This window comes from Pedococcus sp. 5OH_020 (assembly GCF_027812955.1).
Taxonomy (GTDB): Bacteria; Actinomycetota; Actinomycetes; order Actinomycetales; family Dermatophilaceae; genus Pedococcus.
On sequence record NZ_JAPYZV010000014.1, the window covers coordinates 12213 to 33842 of the forward strand.

Consider the following 21630-nt stretch of genomic DNA (forward strand, 5'->3'; position numbering starts at 1 on the left):
GGTGACCGCCGCCCGGTCCGGGGTGGCGGCGTCACCGTTCTGCGAGACAGACGTCTCTCTCCCCGAAGCCTGCTCTGCCAGGTGCCTCGCAGAGGTGCCTGACCGGGTGGGCCTGCTCGGTCGCGGCAGTGTGCTCCCACAGGTCGACGCGACGGAGTCGGGGGGAGGCTGGTCCCGTCCGGTCGGGGACCCGGACGGGACCACGCTTCCCTCTCCCCGGCTCGGCGTCAGGAGCCGCCGGTGGTCGGGGGCGCGGCAGACATCACCCGCCGGTGCAGTTCGACGGTGAGGGCGTGGATCTGGCGGGTGAGCTCGGTGTTGGTCTTCAGCTCAAGCTCCGACTCGATGAAGTCGTGGTCCGCCTTCGCCTGCTGGAAGGCTGCCTGCCGGTTCTGGCCGATCATCACGAAGGTCGACAGGAAGATCGCCTCGAGCGACACGATGAGGGTCAGCGTGGGCCACGGACTGTGCTCGATCAGCGTCATCCAGACAACGAAGACGACGGTGTGGAGGTAGACGAACCTCATGGAGCCGGCGAATGACGTGATGTGGTCCGCCAGCTTGAGCTGAAGACTTGCGGCCCTGTTGGCCCTCAGCGCGGCGTTGACGGGGTGGATGCGATGGGTGGTGCGGTCGGGCAGTGCCATGGGAGCACTATGACCGCTCTTCCCCGCTCAGTCCTGCAGCAGCTTGAACGCGTGGGTCCAGCTACCGCCTCGCAGGCCGGGGATGCACCACAACATGCACAGCGGCTCGATGGCGCGGGCGGCAGCCGCGGTGCCCATGTCGGCGACCTCCCAGCCCAGACCGTCCAGGAAGGCGATGCTCTCGGCCTTGGCCGCGTCGTGGTTCCCGGCGATGAACATGGTCGGACGTGTGCCGTCGGCGAACCAGGGCTGCACCATCCGGGCGTTGCCCACGCTGTTGAACGCCTTGACGAAGTGGGCCTCGGGGGCGGCCCGCTGCAACCGCTCCATCAGGGACTCCTCGAAGGTGGTGAAGTAGGCGAGGACCCCGTCCGTCGGCGGCCGGTCGGCGATGGGGTTGGTGGTGTCCATCACGGTCTTGCCCTGCAGCTGCGCAGCCAGCGAGGTGACGAGCTCCTCGGCGATGGTGCCCTTGACGGCCAGGACGACACTCTCGGCCCCGAGGGCGGCCTCCGCGAAGGTGGCGGTCGGGCCGTCCCAACCAGCCACCGGCTTGCCAGTCCGGCTGCCGACGACAACGGTGTGTCCCAGCTCTGCAAAGCCACGCGCCAGCGTCTGCCCCACGACGCCGCTACCGAGTACTGCTACCGAGCTCATGCCGAACCTCTTCGTTGGTCGTTGACGGTGTCAGGCGGTCCACCTGACGGGAACCAACCGGACTAGCCACAGCGGTCGTCCGGCGGAACACCCGTACGGAAGGAGTCGGCCGCAGGGTTGCGGTGACGCCACGCGGCAGGCCACACCACCTGTAGGGACAGGGCCGCTTCACAGCCGGCCGTGCGGCTTTCCGCCGTCAGGCCGCCGTCCAGCCCGAGGTGCCCTGAGCGTCGAGGGCGACCCGCATCCCCAGTCGGGCTCGATGGGCGAGCTGCCGGGTGGCGGGGATGGTGAGGCCGAGCCTGGAGGCGACCCGGGGGTACGGCTGGTTCTCGAGGTAGACCAGGGCCAGGATCTCCTGCCAGCGACGTGGCAGCGTGCGCAGCGCGCTGAGCAGCTGGTCGTTCAGCAGCTGTTCCAGCACGCCGTCCTCCGCTGACCGTTCCGCGACCAGCGCGGCGGCGTCCGGATCGGCGGCGGTCGCCTTCTCCACGTCCGCCACCCAGCGGAAGAGCTCGTCGCGGCGCAGCTGACGCAGGTGCAGGTTGAGGACCGTGGCGCGAAGGTATGCCAGGAACGCGACCTCTGGGCCTCGACCGAGGCACAGCTGCTGCCAGGTGTTGGTGAAGGCCTCTGCGACGAGGTCGTCGGCCGCCTGCTCGCGGCGCGACAGCCGCAGGGCATAGCGACGTACGTGCGGGACATGTCCGCTGTAGAGCCGGGCGAAGGCCTGAGCGTCGCCTGCTCTGCAGTCGAGGATCAGCCGGCGGACCGAAGCCTCGTCGGCGCGGTCTGAGGTTGCATTCTCGGCCATGAGTACGCCCCTTTGCGCCCCACGCTGCTGGAGGCGACCTGGCCAGTATGCAAAACGGCTCACGAGAGGATGAGCCGTTTGGGCAAAGACGTCGGGCGTGCGTCCTTGCCTGTGCATTCGCCCTCGTCCCGGCCCACCGCTATGCGACGATTCGCCCCATGCATGGCAGTGGGGGAGTGCGTGGCCTGAAGGTCACCGTAATGTTGGGTGGCCTGCTGCTGGGCCTGACAGGGTGCTCGGGACTCTCGAGCTTGTCCGGCGCGCCGGTGCCGTCCGCGTCCGCGCCGGCTTCGAGGACCGCCTCCGCACGGGTCTCCGGACCGGCGCCCGAGGCGAAGACCTCGGCGCCGGCCGCCGGCACGGCCTCGGGCGCGAAGCCTTCCGCGCCGCTGCCTGCGGGGTACCGCTGGCGGACCGTCGCCAAGGCTCACACCAGGTTCGCGACGCCCGACACCTTCACGGCTCTGGACGCCAGCAAGCTGAGCGACGCGACAGCGGACTCTCCCCAGATGAAGGAGATGGCAGCGCGCAGCGGGTTCACCGCGCAGCAGCTCACGCAGTACCTGGCTCACGTCGACCTGTTCTTGGCCGGCCCGGCTGTGGGCGGGTACGCGCCCAACATCCAGGCCGTGGTGCTCCCTGTCATCGAGCTGCCGAGTGACGCAGCGATCACCCTCGACATCGGTCGCGTCGCGACCTCCAAGCCCACAGTGCGGCACGTCAGGACGTCTCTGGGAGACGCCGTCGACGTGACCTATCGCCTCGAGGTCTCAGGCAGAACCGTCCATGTCCGGAGCCTTCTTCTGGGCAGTGCCGACGGCGTGCTCAACGTGACCATCGCCGCGCCGGACCAGGCGACCGCCTCCACGATCGCGCGCACCGTCTTGCGGACGGCACGCCGAGCCTGACGGAAGACTTCGATGTCGGGCGGGCCGCTCTATATCGAGCTCTCCCTAGATCCGAATGCCAGCCCAGTCACCACCCGAGGAGCCCCCGGATGTCACGCACACGGATCCACAACCTCTCCATCTCACTGGACGGGTTCGCCACCGGGGAGCCGCAGTCCGCCGAGGCGCCCTTCGGCCATGCAGGCCAGCGACTTCACGAGTGGATGTTCCGTACGCGCTTCTGGGACGCCGCCGCCGGCACCGCGGGAGTCGACGACGCCTTCGCCGAGCGCCACAGTGTCGGCATCGGCGCCGAGATCATGGGCGCCAACAAGTTCGGGCCACCGGGCTGGAGCGACGACCCGGACTGGAAGGGCTGGTGGGGCGAGAACCCGCCGTTCCACACCCCGACCTTCGTCCTCACCCACCGCCCGCGGCCCTCGATCGAGATGCAGGGAGGCACGACCTTCCACTTCCTCGACGCAGCCCCCGCAGAGGCGCTTGCGACGGCGCGCGACGCAGCGGGAGGTCAGGACGTCCGGATCGGCGGCGGCCCCACCGTCGTACGGGAGTTTCTCGCCGCCGGCCTCGTCGACCACCTGCACGTCGTCCAGGTCCCGATCCTGCTGGGCCGGGGCGTACGCCTCTGGGACGGTCTGGAGGCGCTCGAGGAGGCGTACGACGTGGAGGCGGTCTCTTCCAGCAGTGGCGTCACGCACCTCACCTTCACACGAGAGGTCCCGAGCACGCTGTGAGCCGCTGGGCCGGCCGGGGCCCGTGCGCCTAGCCCGATGCGTGCCCGAACCAGGTGGTGAGCGCGTCGGTGAGCCCCTCTTGGCTGGTCTCTCCGACCCACGCCACGTGGCCGTCGGGACGGACGAGAACGGCGGTCGGGGCGGGAACGGGACCCAGTACCGGTAGCTCCCAGCTACCGGTGTGGTCGGCGTCGAGATGCTGGACGCGGTCGGTCCACCCTTTGAGGTCGATGGTCGCAGGCTCGCCGAGGTTGAGCAGTACCGGTCGTCCCTGGTGAAGCAGGTCGTAGACGCGTCGGGGTCCGTCCGACGTGACGAGATCGAGGTCCGGCATGCGGCGCCCGAGCAGGGGGTGTCCCTTGCCGAGGTCGTAGGCGACATCGAGCCCCGAGACCAGCCCCACCATCAGCCTGCGCGGCTGGTCGTACGCCAGCATCTCCCCGATGGTGTCGCGCAGCGCCTCCTGCCGTGCGTCGGCGCGCTGGAAGAGCGACTGCCCCATCGTGTACCTCAGCGCGCGAGCCGTGGCGGGGTGCCGCTCCGCCTGGTAGGTGTCGAGCAGGCTGTTGTCTGCGACGCCCCTGACCACCTCGGCGAGCTTCCACCCGAGGTTCACGGCGTCCTGCACCCCTAGGCCGATCCCGAGCCCACCGGTGGGGTAGTGGATGTGCGCGGCGTCCCCGGCGAGCAGGACCCGTCCGTCGCGGTACGCGGCTGCCTGGCGCGTGGCGTCGGTGAACCTGGAGAGCCAGGTCGGATGGTGGACCCCGAAGTCGGTGCCGTACACGTCGGTGAGGGCCCTGCTGAGATCCGCCAGGGTCGGCTCGGTGGCGGGGCCGATCTCCTGCTCGGTGACCAGGACCCTCATGGTGCGCCCGTCCTCCATCACGTGGAGCCCGTGGACGCCCACGGCGTCGATGCGGACGCCCGGCGGCGTCTCCTCGCTCACCTCCACCTCGGCGATCAGGTTGCTCCGGCTTGCCTCGCATCCGGGGAAGTCGATGCCGGCCGTCCTTCGGATGACGCTGCGACCGCCGTCGGCCCCGACGAGGTAGGCGGTGCGCATCGGTGGACCTCCGGCCAGCTGGAGGTCCACGCCCGTGTCGTCCTGGGAGAACCCGGTGACCTCCTGCCCGCGGTGGACCGGCACTGCCAGTGACTCCACCCAGCCGAGCAGGATCCGTTCCACGTGGTTCTGGAACAGTGCCAGCGTGTAGGGATGTCGGGTGGGGAAGTCGCTGACGTCCAGCACCGTGTTTCCGAAGGTCACCGTCTGTACGGTCCGTCCCTCGTCGAGGAACCGGTCGGCGATGCCCCGCTGGTCCAGGATCTCGATGGTGCGTGAGTGGAACCCTCCGCCACGAGAGCCGACCAGCTCCGGTGTCGGCCGTCGCTCGACGATCGCCACATCGATCCCCGCCAGGGCCAGCTCCCCGGCCAGCATGAGGCCTGTCGGCCCACCCCCCACGACGACCACGTCGTTCATCTCAAGCCCTCTTTCCGCAGCACGAGTGAGAACTATGAGGCCTCCCAGGGGCCTTGCCGCAAGCCCCCCTCAGGGCTATACGTTGACCATGGCAGGGAGATCTGCTGCCTGCCTTTGCAGTGTCCCGTGCGCGTGGTGGGCTCCCTCGCCGGCCGGGGACACGCCGGCGCCGGGACGGGATGAAAGCCTCCGTTCACCAGCTCCGCGAGCCTCCACGGCAGTAGCATCGGAAGGCTCGTCGACAACGACGCCGGCGGGTTGCGCCGTGAGCAAGGGAGCACACGATGAGCCCAGGAGACCGTCGACGCCGAGGATGGCGCCTCGCTACAGCCACAGCCGCTGCCGTGACGGTGACCTGGGGTCTGCCCACGGTGGCGTCGAGCGCCCTTGCCACGACCTCGACCACCGACGCCAACCCGACGGCCTGCGCCAACCGCGTCAACAACATCCCGCAGAAGCTCGTCGACTGCGTCACCAAGGACGACCTCTGGGCGCACATGGTGAAGTTCCAGGAGATCGCGGACGCCAACCCGGGCGCTGACGGTCACCCGTCCCGCAACTCGGGTGAACCCGGCTACAAGGCCTCGGCCGACTACGTGGCCGACGTCATGAGAGCAGCCGGCTACGCAGTGACGTTGCAGGAGTACAAGTTCCACTACTTCAGCTTCGTCGGCACCCCGGTACTGCGCGAGGACTCGCCCACCCCCCATTCCTTTGAGCTGGGCAAGGACTTCAACCCTGGGCCGGTCGTGGGCTCGACGACCGCGAAGCTCCAACCCGCGCGCGGCATCGTCGTGCCCGCGACTCCTGCGCCCAGCTCGGCAAGCGGCTGCCAGGCCTCCGACTTCACCGGGTTCGTCCCGGGCAACATCGCCCTGGTCCAGCGCGGCACCTGCACCTTCGTCCAGAAGGTGGCGAATGCCGAGGCCGCCGGCGCCTCGGCCGCGATCATCTTCAACGAGGGCAACCCAGGACGTACCAGCCTCTTCTCCGGCTCCCTCTCCGGCTCGGAGCACATCCCGGTCGTCTTCACGACATACGCCTTGGGCACCCAGCTCCTGGGGCAGTACACCCCCGGTTCAGGCCCGGTCCTCACCATCGACGTCAACGCCATCGATGACCCGAACCGCTCCGACTGGAACGTCATCGCCGACTCCAAGGGCGGCGACCCGAACAACATCCTGGTCGTCGACGCGCACCTCGACGCCATCTATGGGGCCGGGATGCTCGACAACGCCTCCGGCTCGGCGGCGATCCTCGACATCGCGCAGCAGCTGCGGAACACCAACACCCGTAACAAGCTGCGCTTCATCTGGTTCGGCGGCGAGGAGGTGGGCCTGCTCGGCTCGGACTACTACGTCAGGACCCTCCCGGCCGACGAGCTCGCGAAGATCAAGCTCGACCTCGACGCCGACGTCCTCGCCACCCCGAACTATGTCGCCGGCGTGCTCGACCCGAAGGACGGGGTCAACCTGTTCGGACGCGCACCGGGCACCCCAATGCCACCGAGCATCTGGGGCCCCTCGGGGATCGCGCGCGACTATGGGATCGACTACCTGCGCTCGATCGGCAAGAACCACATCCTCTTCTCGGCCGACGGCACGGATGCCTTCATGTTCCAGCAGGCCGGGATCCCGGCGAGCGGTGTGCTCACCGGCCAGGACTGCTGCAAGCTGGCGTCTGACGTCGCTCTGTTCGGCGGCTACGAGGGCAACTTCGAGGGCACCGTCCCGGGGGATGACGGCGGCTGCGTGGACAACCCCTTCCGGTGGTGCGACAACCTCAGCAACAACGACCCCGAGGTCCTGACCTGGATGTCGAAGACCTTCGCCAACATGGTCGGCCACATGGCGTACGACACGCAGGTGTTCACGTCCAGCCAGGGCAGCGGCGGTCACGTCAAGGGTCACACCACCCCCGCGAAGGTCACCGCAGCGAAGGTCGGGACTCTCAAGGGCGCGGTCGACAGCTGAGTCGCTGACCACCTCTGCTGCCGTCTGACAGCTGGTCCGGACGACGGTGCCTGATCGTCATGTCATCGGTGTCAACGAATTTGGGCGTACCACACGGCGTCGCCGCTGGCAGAGCTGCAGCTGGCGAACAGGGTCGACCCGGTAACGACCACCTGGCGGACTGCAGCATGATCGGGTGCTTCGATCCAGGACCAACGCCCCTGCCCATCACGAACGACGATGCCCCTGCCGGGAAGCGCCAGATACACGCGATGGTTGCGGACCGAGGGCGGGGCCGTGGTGGCGGTGGTTGGGAAAGGCAGCCCAACCCGGCTTGCGCTCCCGTTCTGCAACCGCCAGAGGCCGAGCACTTGGCCGTCCAGGCCTGTGACCCAGCATTCCGAGCCCTCGCACGTGGCAGCGCCTGCGGAGGCGGAGGAGTGGCTCGCTGGCAGGGTCCACGTCGTCCAGCCGGCACCGTGCGACTGCCACACCTCGGCAGTCTGACGCACTTCGGCCTCGTCGAGGTGGACCGAGGAACCTAGGAGCAGGACCCCGGACTGGCTCGCGGCCGCGCCGGCGACCTGCGACTGGGTGCCGCTCGTACTCTCCAGGGCCGTTCCCGCCGACGACCTGCGAAGCCATTGCCCGGCTGGCTCCTGGCCCCAGACGGCGATGTCGAGTCGTCCACCTGTGCCGTCCCAGGCACCTACGACGACCGGTCGACCGTCGGCGAACGCCACCGCCGACAGCCCTCCGGAATGGGAGCCGCCGAAGGTCTCGGCGGACTGGGGGAACTCGATGAGCCGGGTCGCGTCGCCGCGCCAGATCGTCCAGCGGGTGATCGAGTGGGCCCCGCCGGCCATCCCGCCGATGGCGACGATGTCCGTGCCGTGAGTGGCGATAGACCTCCAGCGCGTTCCGGCTGCGTACGTGCTCCTCGCGAGCAGCGGCACCGACACCGTCTCACCGTCGGTTCCCACGTGAACGACCTGTGCCTTCGCCTGCCGGTCCACCCCCTGCGCGCCGACGAGGAGCCCGTCCAGGTATGGCGCGATGGTCATCACCCGGACGTTGGGCACCTCCGCGCGCCTCCAGTCGAGGCGGATGGTGGGCAGCTCCGGCGTCCGATCGTCGTCTCCTGGGCGCCGCGTTGCCAGGAGCGATCCGAGCGCTGCGATGATCATGACGACGATCGCTGTCGCCAGCCGTGCCGCCACCACGCGCGCGTCCGCGGTGAGGCGCGGCTTGCCCTGAGAGGGCGACTCAGCGCCGGCACGGGGCGGGCGATGGGGCATAGGTTATGCGACCACGGCTGAGCGACACGCTGTCGGTCCGACCTGGTCGAGCGCCCGCTGACGTGACCGCACTACGAGTGCATCGGTTGTCCCCACGCCCATCACCTCCAGTCCTCTGATGATCTCAGCCATCGCCCACGAGCTGGCGAACATTCAGCAGGTCCCCCGGGGATCGTGGTGCGTCGGAGCCCCTTCTGCGTCGTTCGCGAGGCTTCGGCCATGTCGAAAATTGCACCAATCCGCACGACGCCGGACCTTGCTCAGCCTCTGACCTACGGGCGTTGGCTGAAGGGTCCCGCACGCTTGACGTCGTAGGCGCCGGATCGCGCGCCGAGCCCGTGTCCGCCGAAACGCGGTCGCCGCCCGTGGAACCGCGTAGATTCGCCACTCGTCAACAGGGGACGAGCCACTTCCGCGGGCGCTCGAGGAAAAGGGACGAAGATGACCGACGCACAGCCTGCACCGCTCCAGCCTCCCGGTGCCGTCGCGGGCTCCCTCACCCTGACGGCTCCGCCCGCACCTCAGCCGGTCGCGGCCACGTCAGCACCCAAGATGGCGCCGGCCGTCGACCCGGCTGCCCTGCCCGGTCTCGACGCGCGAGTGGACGCCTATCTGCAGTCGCTGCTCACGGCGGCTCCCCGGTCGCCGGAGTTCTCGGCGAAGGCGACCGATGTCCGCACCATGGGGGACGGCGACATACGGCAGGCAGCCGAGACGTCCAACCGGCTCCTGGCCTCGCCGGTCAAGGCGCTGCAGGAAGGCGGGCTCGCCGAGGGCTCGAAGGTCGGTGCGACCCTCATAGAGCTGCGCAGGACCGTCGAGAGCCTCGACCCCAAGGAGGCCGCGGGCGCCCGCAAGCTCCTCGGACTCGTGCCCTTCGGTGACAAGGTCACCGACTACTTCCGCAAGTACCAGTCAGCTCAGAGCCATCTCGACGGCATCCTGCACGCGCTGCGGGACGGGCAGGACGAGCTCGGGAAGGACAACGCGGCCCTCAACCTCGAGAAGCAGCAGCTGTGGGACGCGATGGCCAGGCTCAACCAGTACGTCTACGTCGCCGAGCGGCTCGACGCCCGGTTGGCCGCCGGCATCGCGGACCTCGAGCCCACCGACCCGGACAAGGCCAAGGCGCTGCGCGACGACGTGCTGTTCTACGTGCGGCAGAAGCACCAGGACCTGCTGACCCAGCTCGCCGTCTCCATCCAGAACTACCTCGCCATCGACATCGTCATCAAGAACAACATCGAGCTCATCAAGGGCGTGGACCGAGCCTCGACGACGACCGTCTCCGCGCTGCGCACGGCCGTGATCGTCGCCCAGGCGCTGGGAAACCAGCAGCTCGTCCTCGAGCAGATCTCGGCGCTGAACACGACGACGTCGGGAATGATCGAGCGCACGAGCGAGATGCTGCGCGACAACTCCGTCCGCATCCAGGAGCAGGCCGCGTCGGCGACGATCGGGCTGCCTCAGCTCCAGGCCGCCTTCCAGAACATCTACGCCACCATGGACGCGATCGACACCTTCAAGGTGCAGGCGCTGGACACGATGGCGGCGACCATCGGCACGCTGGAGACCGAGGTCGGGAAGTCGCGCAAGTACCTGGACCGGGTCGAGCGGCAGGACAACAGGGTGGCGCACGGATCGCTGGACCTCGGCGACTCCGCGCGAGCGGCCCGCTGACGAGCTGCTTCGGGGGATAGTGAGCACATGCCCGGTGGAATCTTCGACCGTCTCTTCGGTCGTGGACAGAACGAGGTGCGGCACGAGCAGTTCCTCGTGCCGCCGGTCCCCACGAGCGATGACCTGCTCGCCGCCCTGGACAGGGTCGAGGCGATGGTCACGGCAGGTGCCGTGCCCGCCGCCGTCGCCTCGCGGGTGCGGCGCGTCGACGCCGTCGTGCGCGACACGATTCCGCGACTGTCGAGTCTGGGCCCCGGCAGCGCTCAGGCGTACTCGGTGATGGCCACGGCGACCGACTACCTCCCGGAGGCGGTGGGCGGCTACCTGCGCCTGCCGCGGCAGTTCGCGGACAGCCGTCCGGTCGATCGCGGCAAGTCCTCGCTGCTGGTGCTTGTCGACCAGCTGGACCTGCTGGCCGCCACGATGGACAAGGTGTTCGATGCCGTATGCCGCGACGACGCGGCCGCGCTCGTGGCTCACGGGCGGTTCCTCGCGGCGAAGTTCGGTACGGGCTCCACCGGCGGCGTGCTCGACGTGGGCCCAGCCTCCTCAGCTGCCGTGGCGGCGCAGCCTTCGTCGCCTCCGGTGGACCAGGTGGTCCCCGCCTCGTCCTCGGTGGACGAGGACACCGGCGACCTCCAACGCCTGCAGCCGCCCGCGGGCCGGGACCCGTCGTGAACGGGGAAACCCCAGGCCTGGAACGACCGGGTCCCGCGACGAACCCCGGCCTGGCCGCTGCCCTGGACGGTCTCGCGGCGGTGGCGGCGGCGGCCGGCCTCGAGCCTGCGCTCGCCCGTCAGGAGGCGCTGTCCCTCGCCGCCGCTGTCGCGGAGTCCGCGCCCCGGGCGGCGAACGACTGGGCGCGGGCCTGCGGTGGCGCCAGCACCCGGGACTTCTTCGACGCAGCGAGTCGCGGTCGTCGGTGGCGTGAGTCACCCACGGACCTCTTGAGCGGCTTGGCTGCCCAAGGCTCCCCGCAGGCCGCTGCCTATGCGCGCGCGCTGGCCGAGGTCGCCTCGGCCGCCTGCCTCCTGGGCGAGCCGACCATCCGGGTCCTGGGTAACGCCTCGGTGGCCGCCGCCGCGCAGCTCGCGGTCGTCACGTCGGGGATCGGGTCTGCGACCGGAGGGGACATCCGGGCCGAGAGGACCGACGCGGGCGCGCCCACGGGACCGGCGGACACGCTTGCGCTGGTGGGAGATCCGGGCCCTGCACCGGCGACGGACGTAGGCGCCGCAGCCCCGCCCTCGCCACCGCAGCGGACGCTCGAGGAGCTGTTGGCCGAGCTCGATGGCCTCATCGGGCTCGGGCACGTCAAGCGTGAGATCCACCGGCAGGTCGCCCTCCTTCGCGTCGACAGGCTCCGGGCGGACGCCGGGCTGAGGAGCGCCACCATCACCCGTCACCTCGTCTTCACGGGCAACCCCGGCACCGGCAAGACGACGGTCGCGCGGCTGGTGGGGGGCATCTACCGGGCGCTCGGCCTGCTGACCCGCGGACAGCTGGTCGAGGTCGACCGCTCGGAGCTGGTGGCCGGCTACCTGGGGCAGACCGCGACCAAGACCGCCGACGTGGTGGCTTCCGCTGCGGGGGGCGTGCTGTTCATCGACGAGGCCTACAGCCTCACGGGGGGCCAGGGCGACCAGTACGGCCAGGAGTCGGTGGACACCCTCGTGAAGGAGATGGAGGACCGGCGCGACGACCTCGTGGTCATCGTGGCCGGATACCCGGAACCGATGGACAGCTTCATCTCCGCCAACCCCGGTCTGGCGAGCCGCTTCCGGACCACGATCGAGTTCGAGGACTACACCGACGAGGAGCTCGTCGCCATCCTGGTGCAGCTGGCTCAGGCCGCGGACTACGAGCTGCTTCCCGAAGCCGTGGACCGGTTCCGGCAGGGCCTCGGTGGCACGCCGCGCGGGCGGAGCTTCGGGAACGGCCGGTTCGCACGGAATGCGCTCGAGGCGGCGATCGGCCAGCACGCCTGGCGGCTGCGCGAGGTGAGCGCCCCCAGCATCGACGAGCTGCGCCGGCTGACGGCCGCGGACTTCGACGACACGGAGTTCGACACAGCGTTCGACGGCACCGAAGGCCACGACACCGATGGCCACGACACCGAAGGCCACGGCGCAGCCGTCGACGCCGCGGCTCACGCATCCCGGACCCGAGCAGGAGGTCGGTCGTGACCAGTCCCACGCCTGCCGCGACGGCGGAGCCGCTGCCTAGCGGCGCAGGCACGGTGCCGTCGTGGACGCCTCGGCAGCCCACCCTGCCACCGGCTTCTGCGGACACTGGGGCTTCTGCAGGCACTGGGGCGGGACCCTCGCCATCCTCCTCACCGACACCTCTTCGCGCGTCCCGGGGACGTCTGCATACCGTCTCGTCAGCCGCCCGCGCCGCACTCGCCGGCACGCCCGGACGGATGAGGGCGCTGGGCGGCCTCGCGGTCGTGGTGACGCTGGTCTTCGGGCTGGCGGCGGGTCAGGCGTTCCGCGCCGCGGACGGCGCGCTGGCGCGCGCCGCAGCCAACACCGACCAGCTGGTCCGGATCCAGGCCATCCAGACGCACGTGGTCCAGGCGGACGCCGACGCGACCAATGCCTTCCTGGTCGGCGGCCTCGAACCGGCCGGCCAGCGGGCCGACTACACCGCTGCCGTCGCCGCGGCCTCCCAGCTCATCGCCGAGGCCGCCCAGAACCAGCCGGCGGACGGCCGAGCTCTCGGCGCGCTCAACCAGGCCCTGCTCGACTATGCCACGGAGATCGAGCAGGCCCGCGCCAACAACCGCCAGGGCCTGCCCATCGGGGCGCAGTACCTCAAGGACGCCAGTGCCCACCTGCGCTCGGATGCGGTCCCCCTGCTCAAGAACCTCGTCACCGCCAACACCGCGCGAGTCGGGACCGAGTTCGACAATGCGCGGCGTGCCTCGCTCTGGCTCGTGGTGTTCGGTCTGCTGACCCTTCTCGTCCTGGTGCTCTGCCTCGTATGGCTCGCTCGCCGCACCCGGCGCCTGGTCAACGTGCCCGTGGCCGGCGCCGCCCTGGTGGTGCTGGTCGCCCTGGTCCTGGGCACGGTGGGACTCGCCGGCATCTCCCGCCACGTCGAGGCGACCCGCAGCGGCGTGTATGCCGCGACGCTCTCCACCGCCAAGGCACGGATCGCCGCCTTCGACGCCAAGTCCAACGAGAGCCTCACCCTCGTGGCACGCGGCTCCGGCTCCGCGTTCGAGAAGGCCTGGACGTCCTCGGATGCCGCCGTGAGGGCCGAGCTGGCACGGCTGAACGCCAACCCTTCCCCGTCCGGACAGCAAACGCTGCCGTGGGCGGGCTACGAGGCGGCGCACCGGAAGATCCGGGCGCTCGACAACGCCGGTGACTGGGACGCGTCGGTCGCGCTGGCCACCGGCACGGGCAGTGGCTCGGGCAACGCCTCGTTCGCGAGCTTCGACACCGCCTCTGAACGGCAGCTGGCCACCCTCAGCCGGCAGACTGCCTCCGGGCTGCACGAGGCAGGCGGCTGGCTGCCCTTCGCCGGGGCGCTCGGTGTGCTGGCAGGCCTGCTCGCCGCGGTCCTGTCGTGGTGGGGCGTCTCCCTCCGGCTTGCGGAGTACCGGTGACCGCCGGTCGCGTCGCCTCGGCTGTCGCCACAATGGTGGCCGTCGGCCTACTGGCCACGGCGTGCTCGAGCGCGGGGGTGTACAAGCCCACGCCGCTGCCCGGTTCCGCGACTGCGGTGGCCGCGTCAGGCGGTGGCGCTCCCGCCACGGGTGCCGCCCCGTCCACGGGTGCATCGCCCCAGGGCACCGCTACCCCCGCCCCTTCGGGGACGGCCGTGGTCACGGCGAACTGCCTCCCGTCGTACGCCCCGCCCGCGGAGCTGCCACCTCCGGGGCAGATGCCGCCGGGCTCCACGATGAGCAGGATCCAGAGCCGCGGCCGCCTCGTCGCGGGAGTTTCGGCGGACACGCTCCTGCTCGGGTCCCGCAACCCCATCTCGGGTCGGATCGAGGGCTTCGACATCGACCTGCTGCATGCCATCTCCCAGGCGATCTTCGGCGACCCGGACAGGCTCGAGCTGAGGGTCATCACCGCGGCCCAGCGACTGCCCGTCCTTGAGGACGGCAGCGTCGACATCGTGGCCCGCAACATGACGATCACCTGCGCCCGCTGGAAGGACATCGCCTTCTCCAGCGAGTACTACCGCTCCGGTCAGAAGGTGATGGTCCGCCTGGGGGACACGACGGCCAGCGGCGGACGGATCACCGGCATGCGGGACCTCGCCGGCAAGAAGGTCTGTGCTCCGAACGGCTCGACCAGCATGGACGAGCTGCGCACCTTCCCAGGGCTGCAGCCGGTCGGCGCCGACACGCACACCGGGTGTCTCGTGCTGTTCCAGCAGGGGAAGGTCGACGCGATCACCGGCGACGACACCGTCCTGGCGGGGCTGGCCGCCCAGGACCCCTACGCGCACGTCGTCCAGGCGCCCGCTTTCACGGCCGAGCCGTACGGCCTGGGCATCGGCAAGGGCAACGTCGACTTCGTGAGGTTCGTCAACGGTGTGCTGGCCGAGCTGCGAGCCGACGGCCGCTGGCAGAAGAGCTACAACCGATGGCTCGCCGACGCCCTGGGCAAGGCCCCGAACCCCCCGGCCGCCGTCTACGGACGGACCCCATGATTGCCGCTCCGACATCGGCGTCCGCTCCGCCCGCTCCCGGGCGCCTGGGCGTCCCCGTCAGTGCGCAGGACGCCCTGCGCTACCTCGATGCACTCGGGCTCTGGCGGGACCGTCGCAGGTCGGAGCTCGACGCTCTCGACGAGGCGGCGCTCGCGGCGACGGACGAGTCCGCGTTCACCGGCGACCTGCTCCTGTCGATGGCTCTATGGAAGGCGGTCGCCGACCGGTACGACCTGCTCGTCGCGACGTGGGACTCCGGACGGGCGGGGCCCAAGGAGCTGGAGCGGATGTCCACGCTGGTCTGGGGACGGTTGGACACGACGTTCCAGCAGCGCGTCCAGCCAGCGCCCGCGGCCCAGGCCAGCGCCACACCCGCCGCCACCGGTGGTCTCGCGGTGTCGCTCCCGGAGGCCTGTCGTCTGTCCGACGCGCTCGCCACATCCTTGCGAGCGCGGTTGGGCATCGACGCCTCGGAAGCCGACGTGACGGCGCGGCTACGGCAGCTGCGTGCCGGCGCCGAGCGGCTCCGCGACCTGGTCGACCGCGAGCCGGCTCGCACTCGGCACGCTTCGGCCGAGGTGCTGGTCCGGCTCGACGCCCGGGTCCACGACCTGGCCGCCCGCGTCCAGCGTGGCGCTGACGTCGGGGGCCTTCTCGGGCCTCTCGAGGAGGCCGTGGCCCGCGCCGAACGGGACCTCATCGTCGCCGCCTCACGGCGTCGCGCCGACGCACGGGACGAGGCGCGGGCAGTGGCCCTGCGGGCCGAGCTCCAAGCCCGCGGGGCGGCGCTACGGGACCTGGCGGACCGATGCGTGGCACAGGTGGAGCCCGCGCCGCGCCTGGCCGTCCCGGACGTGGCAGCGCTGGGTGCCGTGCCCACGGAGCCGGAGGCGGTGGACGCCTACCTCGTCAGGCTCGATGCCGTGGCCCGGGCCATGACGATGGCTCAGGACGCCTACGCCACGGCGCTGGCCGACCGGCAGTCCCTGCGTGGGGAGCTCGAGGCGTACGCCGCGAAGGCCGCCGTCCTGAGCACTTCCCCCGGCTTCCCCCCGGCGGCTTCCGGCGACCTGGCCGAGCTCGAGCGGCGGGCCACCGGGGTGCTGGACCACGAGCCGGTCGACCTGCGTCGCGGCCAGGCCCTCCTCGCGGCATACCGCGCGTATCTCTCGGCGGTCGAGCAGACCCAGCGAGGCAACCAACGCACCCCTGGACGGGCGTCATGAGCACCATCGCCTGCACGCAGCCAGGGTGCACCGGCTCGATCCTCGACGGCTACTGCGACGTCTGCGGCTCACCGCAGGCGACGGCCTCGCCGCCGAACGGGGCTTCGGCCGTGACGGCCCCCGCGACGGCCCCCGCAGGAGTCTCCCAGACCCCCTCCACGGTGTCCCGCACCTCCGACCGGCTCGCGTCAACGGCCCTTGGCTCAGCGCGGGCAGGCGTGGGCGGAAGCAAGGTCACCCGCCGGGTCGGCGGGTCGACCAGGCTCCGCGGCGCGCGCCTGGGAGCTGGCCTCACCTCCATCCCCCCGGTGCCAGCCGTGGATGCCGCCCGCGCGGTCATGGCGGACCCGATGGTGCCCGAGGACCGTCGGAGCTGCCCCTCCTGCGGGTCACCGGTGGGACGGTCGCACGACGGTCAACCGGGGCGCACGGAAGGCTTCTGCCCGAAGTGCCGCACTCCCTTCTCCTTCGCTCCCAAGCTCAAGGCCGGTGACGTCGTCGGCGGGCAGTACGTCGTCGCGGGAGCCATCGCGCACGGGGGCCTTGGCTGGATCTACGCGGCGCAGGACCGCAACGTCTCAGACCGTTGGGTCGTGCTCAAGGGCCTGCTGAACTCCGGCGACCCGGACGCGCTTGCCGCCGCGATCGCGGAGCGGCAGTTCCTGGCACAGGTGGAGCATCCCCTCATCGTCGAGATCTACAACTTCGTGACGCACGAGGGCGCCGGCTACATCGTCATGGAGTACGTCGGCGGCACGTCGTTGAAGCAGCTGCTCAAGCAGCGGATGAAAGCCGCAGGCGGCAGGTACGACCCCCTGCCGGTGGACCAGGCGATCGCCTTCGTCATCGAGGTCCTGCCGGCGTTCCAGTACCTCCACGACCTCAACCTGGTCTACTGCGACCTCAAGCCGGACAACGTCATCCAGGTGGGCGACGCGGTCAAGCTCATCGACCTCGGCGGCGTCCGCCGGCTCGACGACCTGGACTCGGCGATCTACGGGACCGTCGGCTACCAGGCCCCGGAGGTGCCGGAGGTCGGCACGTCGGTGGCCTCGGACATCTACACGATCGGGCGGACGCTGACCGTGCTCGCCATGGAGTTCCGCGGGTACCAGAGCACCTACGTGGCCTCGCTGCCGCCGGTGGGCGAGACGCCGCTGTTCCAGCGACACGACTCCCTCTACCGCCTGTTGCTCAAGGCCTGTGCGCCCGACCCGGCCGACCGGTTCGCCTCCGCCGACGAGCTGCGGGTCCAGCTGCTCGGGGTGCTGCGCGAGGTCGTCGCCCTCGACCGCGGGGGAGCGGCGGAGCACTCGACGCGCTCCCTGCTCTTCGAGGCACCCACGGTCTCGGACGACACGCTGGACTGGCAGGATCTGCCGACCCTGCGGCCCGACGACAGCGACCCGCAGGCCCCATGGCTGCGCACGGTGAGCGTCGAGGACCCCCGGGAGCGGCTCGTGGCCCTGCAGAACGCTCCGTCGGGCAGTGCGGAGGTGCTGCTCGCCCGGGCCCGAGCAGCCCTGGAGGCCGGCGCGTACCAGCAGGTCGACGAGGCCGGGCAGGCCCTACTCTCCGACGACCCCTGGGACTGGCGGGCCGTCTGGATGGCCGGTCTGGTGGCCCTTGCCCGAGGCCAGACCTCAGAAGCGCAGAGTGCCTTCAACGCCGTCTACGGCCAGGTCCCCGGAGAGCTGGCACCCAAGCTGGCCCTGGCCTTCGCGTGCGAGCAGGGCGGCGAGGCCGACGTCGCGGAGTCGCTGTACCTCATCTGTGCCCGCACCGACGCGACCTACATCGCGCCCGCGGCGTTCGGGCTCGCCCGGATCCGCGCCGCCCGAGGCGACCTCGACGGCGCGGTCCGCGCGCTGGACCTCGTGCCCGCCACCAGCCGGGCGTACACCCCCGCGCGCCGGCGCCGGGCTACCCTGCTCGCGGAGTCCGATGGCGGCCTGCGGTCGCTCGCCGCGGCGCTGGACAGCCTCGACCAGCTGACCATCGACCCGGTGGACCGGTCGCGATTCCGGGTCGACGTGCTGCGGGCGGCCCTGGGCGTCGTCGAGTCGCAGGGAGCGGACCTCAACGTCCAGATCGCCGGTCGCCCGGCTGCCGAACCGGCGTTGCGCGACGGCCTCGAGTCGGCGTACCGGGACCTCGCCTCGTACGCCACGACCCGCGAGGAGCGCGTCCACCTGGTCGACCAGGCGAACGCGGTGCGACGGTGGACGCTGCGATGACCACAGTGGCCTTGACCTGCCCCTCGTGCTCCGGCCCCGTCTCCGCCGGCGACCGGTACTGCGAGGCCTGCGGCGCCGAGCTGGCGTGCGAGGCACCCTCCGGACCGGCCTCCGCGGCGTCGCCCGTCCTGACTACGGCTCCCCGGGCCGGCTGCCGGGAGTGCGGCGGCGAGGTCGCACAGGACGGCTACTGCACCCAGTGCGGCGCACGGGCCGTCAGCGCGCGGGACCACTTCAGCGAAGAGCCGGCCCCCTGGGTCGCCGGCGTATGCGACCGGGGCATCCGGCACCAGCGCAACGAGGACGCGCTAGCCCTCGACGCGGAGCCTGAGCCGGGCAGTCGTGCCGTCATGGTGGTCTGCGACGGCGTGTCGTCATCCCAGGACTGCGATGTCGCCAGCCTCGCGGCGGCCCGCACGGCCCGCGACGTGCTGGCCGGCAGCACCCCCCGGGGTGCCGGCACGGTCGCCGGACAGGTGGCGGCGACCGTTGGAGTCCTCGAGGAGGCGGTCACCGCGGCCAACGAGGCCGTCATCGCCACGACTCCAGCGGGCGCGCCCAACCCGCCGGCGTGCACCTTCGTGGGTGCCGTCCTCGACGAGTCGCTGCTCGTCGTGGGGTGGGTGGGGGACAGCCGCGCGTACTGGGTCCCGGACGAAGGGGAGCCGCGGCTGCTCACCATCGACGACTCGTATGCCGCCGAGCAGGTCGCCCTGGGGGTGCCGCGGGCTGAGGCGGAGGCTGGCCCGCAGGCCCACGCCATCACCCGGTGGCTGGGGATCGACGCGCCCGACCACGTCCCGCGCACGACCTCCGTGGAGGTGCTCGGTCCGGGCTGGGTGCTCGTCTGCTCGGACGGCCTGTGGAACTACTGCTCGGAGCCCGGGGACGTCGCGTCGCTGGTCCACGACACGGTCTGGGCCTCGACCGGGGCCGGGCCCCTGGAGCTGGCGAGCGCCCTCGTGGACTGGGCCAACCACCAGGGCGGCAGGGACAACATCACCGTGGCCCTCGCGAGAGCCCCTGCCGCGCCACCTCCTCGTGAGGAGCGGGCTGCCGTGGAGGGAACTGCCGCCGGCGCCCTCGACCCGACGACCGCCCTGCCGACGCTGGAACCCCGGCAGGCGGCATACCGAGAGGAAGGCCCGCCAGATGGCGACGTTCTCAGCTGAGGTCTACCAGAACGAGTTCCTGCCGGACGGCGGGACCGACGTGCATGCCATCGTCACCATCACCTGCTCCGGCGCCGGCGAGGCGGGCAGGTCCGGAGCCGGTGACGCCGCCGAGGTCGTCATCGTCGACACCTCCGGTTCGATGGGGCGGGAGAAGATCAGGGCTGCGCAGCTGGCGGCAGCGGCCGCGCTCGACCAGGTGCTCGACGGGGTCTGGTTCGCGGTGATCGCCGGCAGCCACCAGGCGCGGCTCGCCTTCCCCGAGGCGGCTCAGCCCCGGCTGGTCCGGATGGACTCCTATACCCGCTCCCAGGCGCAAGCCGCGGTGGCGGGCCTGCGGGCCGACGGCGGCACCGCCATGGGCACGTGGCTGACGCTGGCGACCCGCGTCTTCGCGTCGGTACCCGGCCTGGCCCAGAAGCACGCCATCCTGCTCACTGACGGCATCAACCAGCACGAGTCGCCGGAGGACCTCAGCGCCGCCATCGAGTCCGCCCGCGGCCAGTTCCAGTGCGACTGCCGCGGTGTCGGCTCCGACTGGCAGGTGGCGGAGGTGCGCCGAATCGCCACGACCCTCCTGGGCACCGTCGACCTCATCGCCCGCCCGGAGGAGATGTCCGCGGACTTCGAACGGATCATGCGGCAGTCGATGGGCCGCGGTGTCGCCGAGGCTGCTCTGCGCGTCTGGGCCCCGCAAGGCGCCCAGGTCCTCTTCGTCCGCCAGGTGTCACCGACCGTCGAGGACCTGACCACCCGCCGCCAGGAGGTCAACCCGCTCACCGGCGCCTATCCCACCGGTTCTTGGGGCGACGAGTCGCGCGACTACCACGTCGCCGTCCGGCTCTCGGCGAAGGGCGTCGGCCAGGAGCAGCTGGCGTCCCGGGTGCAGCTCGCCGTGGGGGACGAGGTGGTGGCGCAGGGGCTCGTGAAGGCGCTGTGGTCCAACGACGACACCCTCACCACCCGGATCGACCCTGCGGTCGCCCACTACACCGGGCAGGCCGAGCTCGCCGAGGCGATCCAGGACGGCCTGGCGGCGAAGGCCTCCGGGGACGCGGACGTCGCCACCGCCAAGCTGGGCCGTGCGGTGCAGCTCGCTGCCGCCACAGGCAACGACGAGGCGACCGCCCGGCTGAGGAAGATCGTCGAGATCGACGATGCCGGCACCGGAACCGTGCGGTTGCGTCGCGGAGTGAACAAGCTGGACGAGATGGCGCTGGACACCGCGTCGACCAAGACCACGAGGGTCAAGAAGTGAGCACTGCCACGTGCCCCAACGGCCACGTGTCGGCCTCCACGGACTACTGCGACACGTGCGGCGCTCCGATCGCGGCCGGGCAGGTCGGGGCGACCGGGGCCGCCGGGGCCGCGGCCCAGCCGTCCCCGGGGGAGCCGGGCCGGTCGAGCGCGGCCCCCACCGCACCCCCGGCGGCGGGGGCGGCCTCCACGCAGGCCTGTCCCAGCTGCGGCGCCGAGAACGACGCGGCGGCACTGTTCTGCGAGGCCTGCGGCTACGACTTCACGACGGGCACGATGCCACGCTCAAGCGGGGCGACCAGCGAGGCGAGCACCGAGGCGCCCGATGGCGCGGCCACCGGAGTGGCCGGCGCGGCCGGGGAGGCGTCCCCGGCCCAGGCCGTCGCCGGTTCGACGCTCGACCTGGGCACGGCGGCCGAGCAGCCGTCGGTGGCGCCCCCCATCGGGCTCACCTGGGTCGCCGAGGTATGGGTCGACCCGGACTGGTACGCCTCCCAGGAGAGCGAGGACCCGTGTCCGTCGCCGGGGCTTCCCGTCGTCGTGCCGCTTCGGGTCCAGAGCGTGCTCATCGGGCGGCCCTCCTCGAGCCGCAACATCCATCCGGAGATCGACTGCACGGGCGACCCCGGCGTCAGCCGCCGGCAGGCCCAGCTGACCACGGACGGCCAGCGGTGGTGGGTCGAGGACCTGCAGTCCTCGAACGGCACCTACGTCGGCCCGGCGAGCGGCCCGCTGCCCACCCAGGCAGTCCCGCCCGGCCAACGGCGCGAGCTCGCGGCGGATGACCGCGTCTACCTCGGTGCCTGGACGAGGCTCGTGGTCCGCCGGGCCACTCCGGAGGAGCAGCACGCCTGAGGCTGGGGGCGCACCGGCCCTTGGTGGCGACGA

Annotated in this window: 18 protein-coding genes; 13 read left to right on the plus strand and 5 right to left on the minus strand. The window is 71.2% G+C overall.

Translation table 11 applies throughout. The features are described from left to right. Positions 1-227: 227 nt before the first annotated feature. The 3 genes from PHA84_RS19250 to PHA84_RS19260 all read right to left on the minus strand — a co-directional run bounded on the left by PHA84_RS19250 (position 228) and on the right by PHA84_RS19260 (position 2118). Complete coding sequence (locus PHA84_RS19250; RefSeq protein ID WP_270889763.1) at positions 228-647, minus strand: DUF1003 domain-containing protein; 420 nt, start codon at positions 645-647, stop codon at positions 228-230. Between the two features lie 27 nt (positions 648-674). Further along, complete coding sequence (locus PHA84_RS19255; protein WP_270889764.1) at positions 675-1304, minus strand: NADPH-dependent F420 reductase; 630 nt, start codon at positions 1302-1304, stop codon at positions 675-677. 196 nt (positions 1305-1500) lie between these two features. Further along, positions 1501-2118 (minus strand): RNA polymerase sigma factor, encoded by a 618-nt coding sequence (locus PHA84_RS19260; RefSeq protein ID WP_270889765.1) that lies wholly within the window; start codon positions 2116-2118, stop codon positions 1501-1503. 158 nt (positions 2119-2276) lie between these two features. Here PHA84_RS19260 and PHA84_RS19265 point away from each other — a divergent pair, with 158 nt between their 5' ends. Both PHA84_RS19265 and PHA84_RS19270 read left to right on the plus strand, forming a co-directional pair. Further along, the gene (locus PHA84_RS19265; RefSeq protein ID WP_270889766.1) at positions 2277-3026 is read left to right on the plus strand and encodes a hypothetical protein; all 750 of its coding nucleotides are present in this window, start codon (positions 2277-2279) and stop codon (positions 3024-3026) included. A gap of 89 nt (positions 3027-3115) precedes the next feature. Beyond that, positions 3116-3760 (plus strand): dihydrofolate reductase family protein, encoded by a 645-nt coding sequence (locus tag PHA84_RS19270; protein WP_270889767.1) that lies wholly within the window; start codon positions 3116-3118, stop codon positions 3758-3760. A 28-nt stretch (positions 3761-3788) separates the two neighbouring features. Here PHA84_RS19270 and PHA84_RS19275 read toward each other — a convergent pair whose 3' ends face one another. Then, positions 3789-5246: an FAD-dependent oxidoreductase gene (locus tag PHA84_RS19275; RefSeq protein WP_270889768.1), complete on the minus strand. Its 1458-nt coding sequence runs from the start codon at positions 5244-5246 to the stop codon at positions 3789-3791. 344 nt (positions 5247-5590) lie between these two features. Here PHA84_RS19275 and PHA84_RS19280 point away from each other — a divergent pair, with 344 nt between their 5' ends. Next, entirely contained in the window at positions 5591-7219 is a 1629-nt protein-coding gene (locus PHA84_RS19280) for a M28 family peptidase (RefSeq protein WP_270889769.1), read from the plus strand. Positions 7220-7290: 71 nt separating this feature from the next. On the opposite strand, the gene PHA84_RS19285 is transcribed toward PHA84_RS19280, so the two are convergent. Next, positions 7291-8496, minus strand: a complete 1206-nt coding sequence (locus PHA84_RS19285) for a hypothetical protein (protein ID WP_270889770.1) — start codon at positions 8494-8496, stop codon at positions 7291-7293. Between the two features lie 441 nt (positions 8497-8937). Here PHA84_RS19285 and PHA84_RS19290 point away from each other — a divergent pair, with 441 nt between their 5' ends. From PHA84_RS19290 to PHA84_RS19335, 10 genes are all read left to right on the plus strand, one after another. Continuing rightward, positions 8938-10176 (plus strand): toxic anion resistance protein, encoded by a 1239-nt coding sequence (locus PHA84_RS19290; protein ID WP_270889771.1) that lies wholly within the window; start codon positions 8938-8940, stop codon positions 10174-10176. A 27-nt stretch (positions 10177-10203) separates the two neighbouring features. Continuing rightward, on the plus strand, positions 10204-10854 hold the full coding sequence (locus PHA84_RS19295; RefSeq protein WP_270889772.1) for a hypothetical protein: 651 nt from the start codon (positions 10204-10206) through the stop codon (positions 10852-10854). Beyond that, positions 10851-12362 (plus strand): AAA family ATPase, encoded by a 1512-nt coding sequence (locus PHA84_RS19300; RefSeq protein WP_270889773.1) that lies wholly within the window; start codon positions 10851-10853, stop codon positions 12360-12362. The genes PHA84_RS19295 and PHA84_RS19300 overlap by 4 nt, the downstream gene beginning before the upstream one ends. Before the next feature lie 236 nt (positions 12363-12598). After that, complete coding sequence (locus tag PHA84_RS19305; protein WP_270889774.1) at positions 12599-13792, plus strand: hypothetical protein; 1194 nt, start codon at positions 12599-12601, stop codon at positions 13790-13792. Then, positions 13789-14850 (plus strand): glutamate ABC transporter substrate-binding protein, encoded by a 1062-nt coding sequence (locus PHA84_RS19310; RefSeq protein ID WP_270889775.1) that lies wholly within the window; start codon positions 13789-13791, stop codon positions 14848-14850. The genes PHA84_RS19305 and PHA84_RS19310 overlap by 4 nt, the downstream gene beginning before the upstream one ends. Then, on the plus strand, positions 14847-16076 hold the full coding sequence (locus PHA84_RS19315) for a hypothetical protein (RefSeq protein ID WP_270889776.1): 1230 nt from the start codon (positions 14847-14849) through the stop codon (positions 16074-16076). Before PHA84_RS19310 ends, PHA84_RS19315 begins: the two co-directional genes overlap by 4 nt. Then, on the plus strand, positions 16073-18313 hold the full coding sequence (locus PHA84_RS19320; RefSeq protein WP_270889777.1) for a serine/threonine-protein kinase: 2241 nt from the start codon (positions 16073-16075) through the stop codon (positions 18311-18313). The genes PHA84_RS19315 and PHA84_RS19320 overlap by 4 nt, the downstream gene beginning before the upstream one ends. Continuing rightward, entirely contained in the window at positions 18310-19485 is a 1176-nt protein-coding gene (locus PHA84_RS19325) for a PP2C family protein-serine/threonine phosphatase (protein ID WP_270889778.1), read from the plus strand. The genes PHA84_RS19320 and PHA84_RS19325 overlap by 4 nt, the downstream gene beginning before the upstream one ends. Continuing rightward, positions 19466-20743: a vWA domain-containing protein gene (locus PHA84_RS19330; RefSeq protein WP_270889779.1), complete on the plus strand. Its 1278-nt coding sequence runs from the start codon at positions 19466-19468 to the stop codon at positions 20741-20743. The genes PHA84_RS19325 and PHA84_RS19330 overlap by 20 nt, the downstream gene beginning before the upstream one ends. Next, a complete protein-coding gene (locus PHA84_RS19335; RefSeq protein WP_270889780.1) occupies positions 20740-21597 on the plus strand; it encodes an FHA domain-containing protein in 858 nt (285 codons plus the stop codon). Before PHA84_RS19330 ends, PHA84_RS19335 begins: the two co-directional genes overlap by 4 nt. The last annotated feature ends 33 nt before the right edge of the window (positions 21598-21630 follow it).

Coding starts and splice junctions, on each gene's coding strand:
- PHA84_RS19250 (WP_270889763.1), bottom strand. CDS start 647: ATGGCACTGCCCGACCGCACCACCCATCGCATCCACCCCGTCAACGCC.
- PHA84_RS19255 (WP_270889764.1), bottom strand. CDS start 1,304: ATGAGCTCGGTAGCAGTACTCGGTAGCGGCGTCGTGGGGCAGACGCTG.
- PHA84_RS19260 (WP_270889765.1), bottom strand. CDS start 2,118: ATGGCCGAGAATGCAACCTCAGACCGCGCCGACGAGGCTTCGGTCCGC.
- PHA84_RS19265 (WP_270889766.1), top strand. CDS start 2,277: ATGCATGGCAGTGGGGGAGTGCGTGGCCTGAAGGTCACCGTAATGTTG.
- PHA84_RS19270 (WP_270889767.1), top strand. CDS start 3,116: ATGTCACGCACACGGATCCACAACCTCTCCATCTCACTGGACGGGTTC.
- PHA84_RS19275 (WP_270889768.1), bottom strand. CDS start 5,246: ATGAACGACGTGGTCGTCGTGGGGGGTGGGCCGACAGGCCTCATGCTG.
- PHA84_RS19285 (WP_270889770.1), bottom strand. CDS start 8,496: ATGCCCCATCGCCCGCCCCGTGCCGGCGCTGAGTCGCCCTCTCAGGGC.
- PHA84_RS19290 (WP_270889771.1), top strand. CDS start 8,938: ATGACCGACGCACAGCCTGCACCGCTCCAGCCTCCCGGTGCCGTCGCG.
- PHA84_RS19295 (WP_270889772.1), top strand. CDS start 10,204: ATGCCCGGTGGAATCTTCGACCGTCTCTTCGGTCGTGGACAGAACGAG.
- PHA84_RS19305 (WP_270889774.1), top strand. CDS start 12,599: ATGAGGGCGCTGGGCGGCCTCGCGGTCGTGGTGACGCTGGTCTTCGGG.
- PHA84_RS19315 (WP_270889776.1), top strand. CDS start 14,847: ATGATTGCCGCTCCGACATCGGCGTCCGCTCCGCCCGCTCCCGGGCGC.
- PHA84_RS19320 (WP_270889777.1), top strand. CDS start 16,073: ATGAGCACCATCGCCTGCACGCAGCCAGGGTGCACCGGCTCGATCCTC.
- PHA84_RS19325 (WP_270889778.1), top strand. CDS start 18,310: ATGACCACAGTGGCCTTGACCTGCCCCTCGTGCTCCGGCCCCGTCTCC.
- PHA84_RS19330 (WP_270889779.1), top strand. CDS start 19,466: ATGGCGACGTTCTCAGCTGAGGTCTACCAGAACGAGTTCCTGCCGGAC.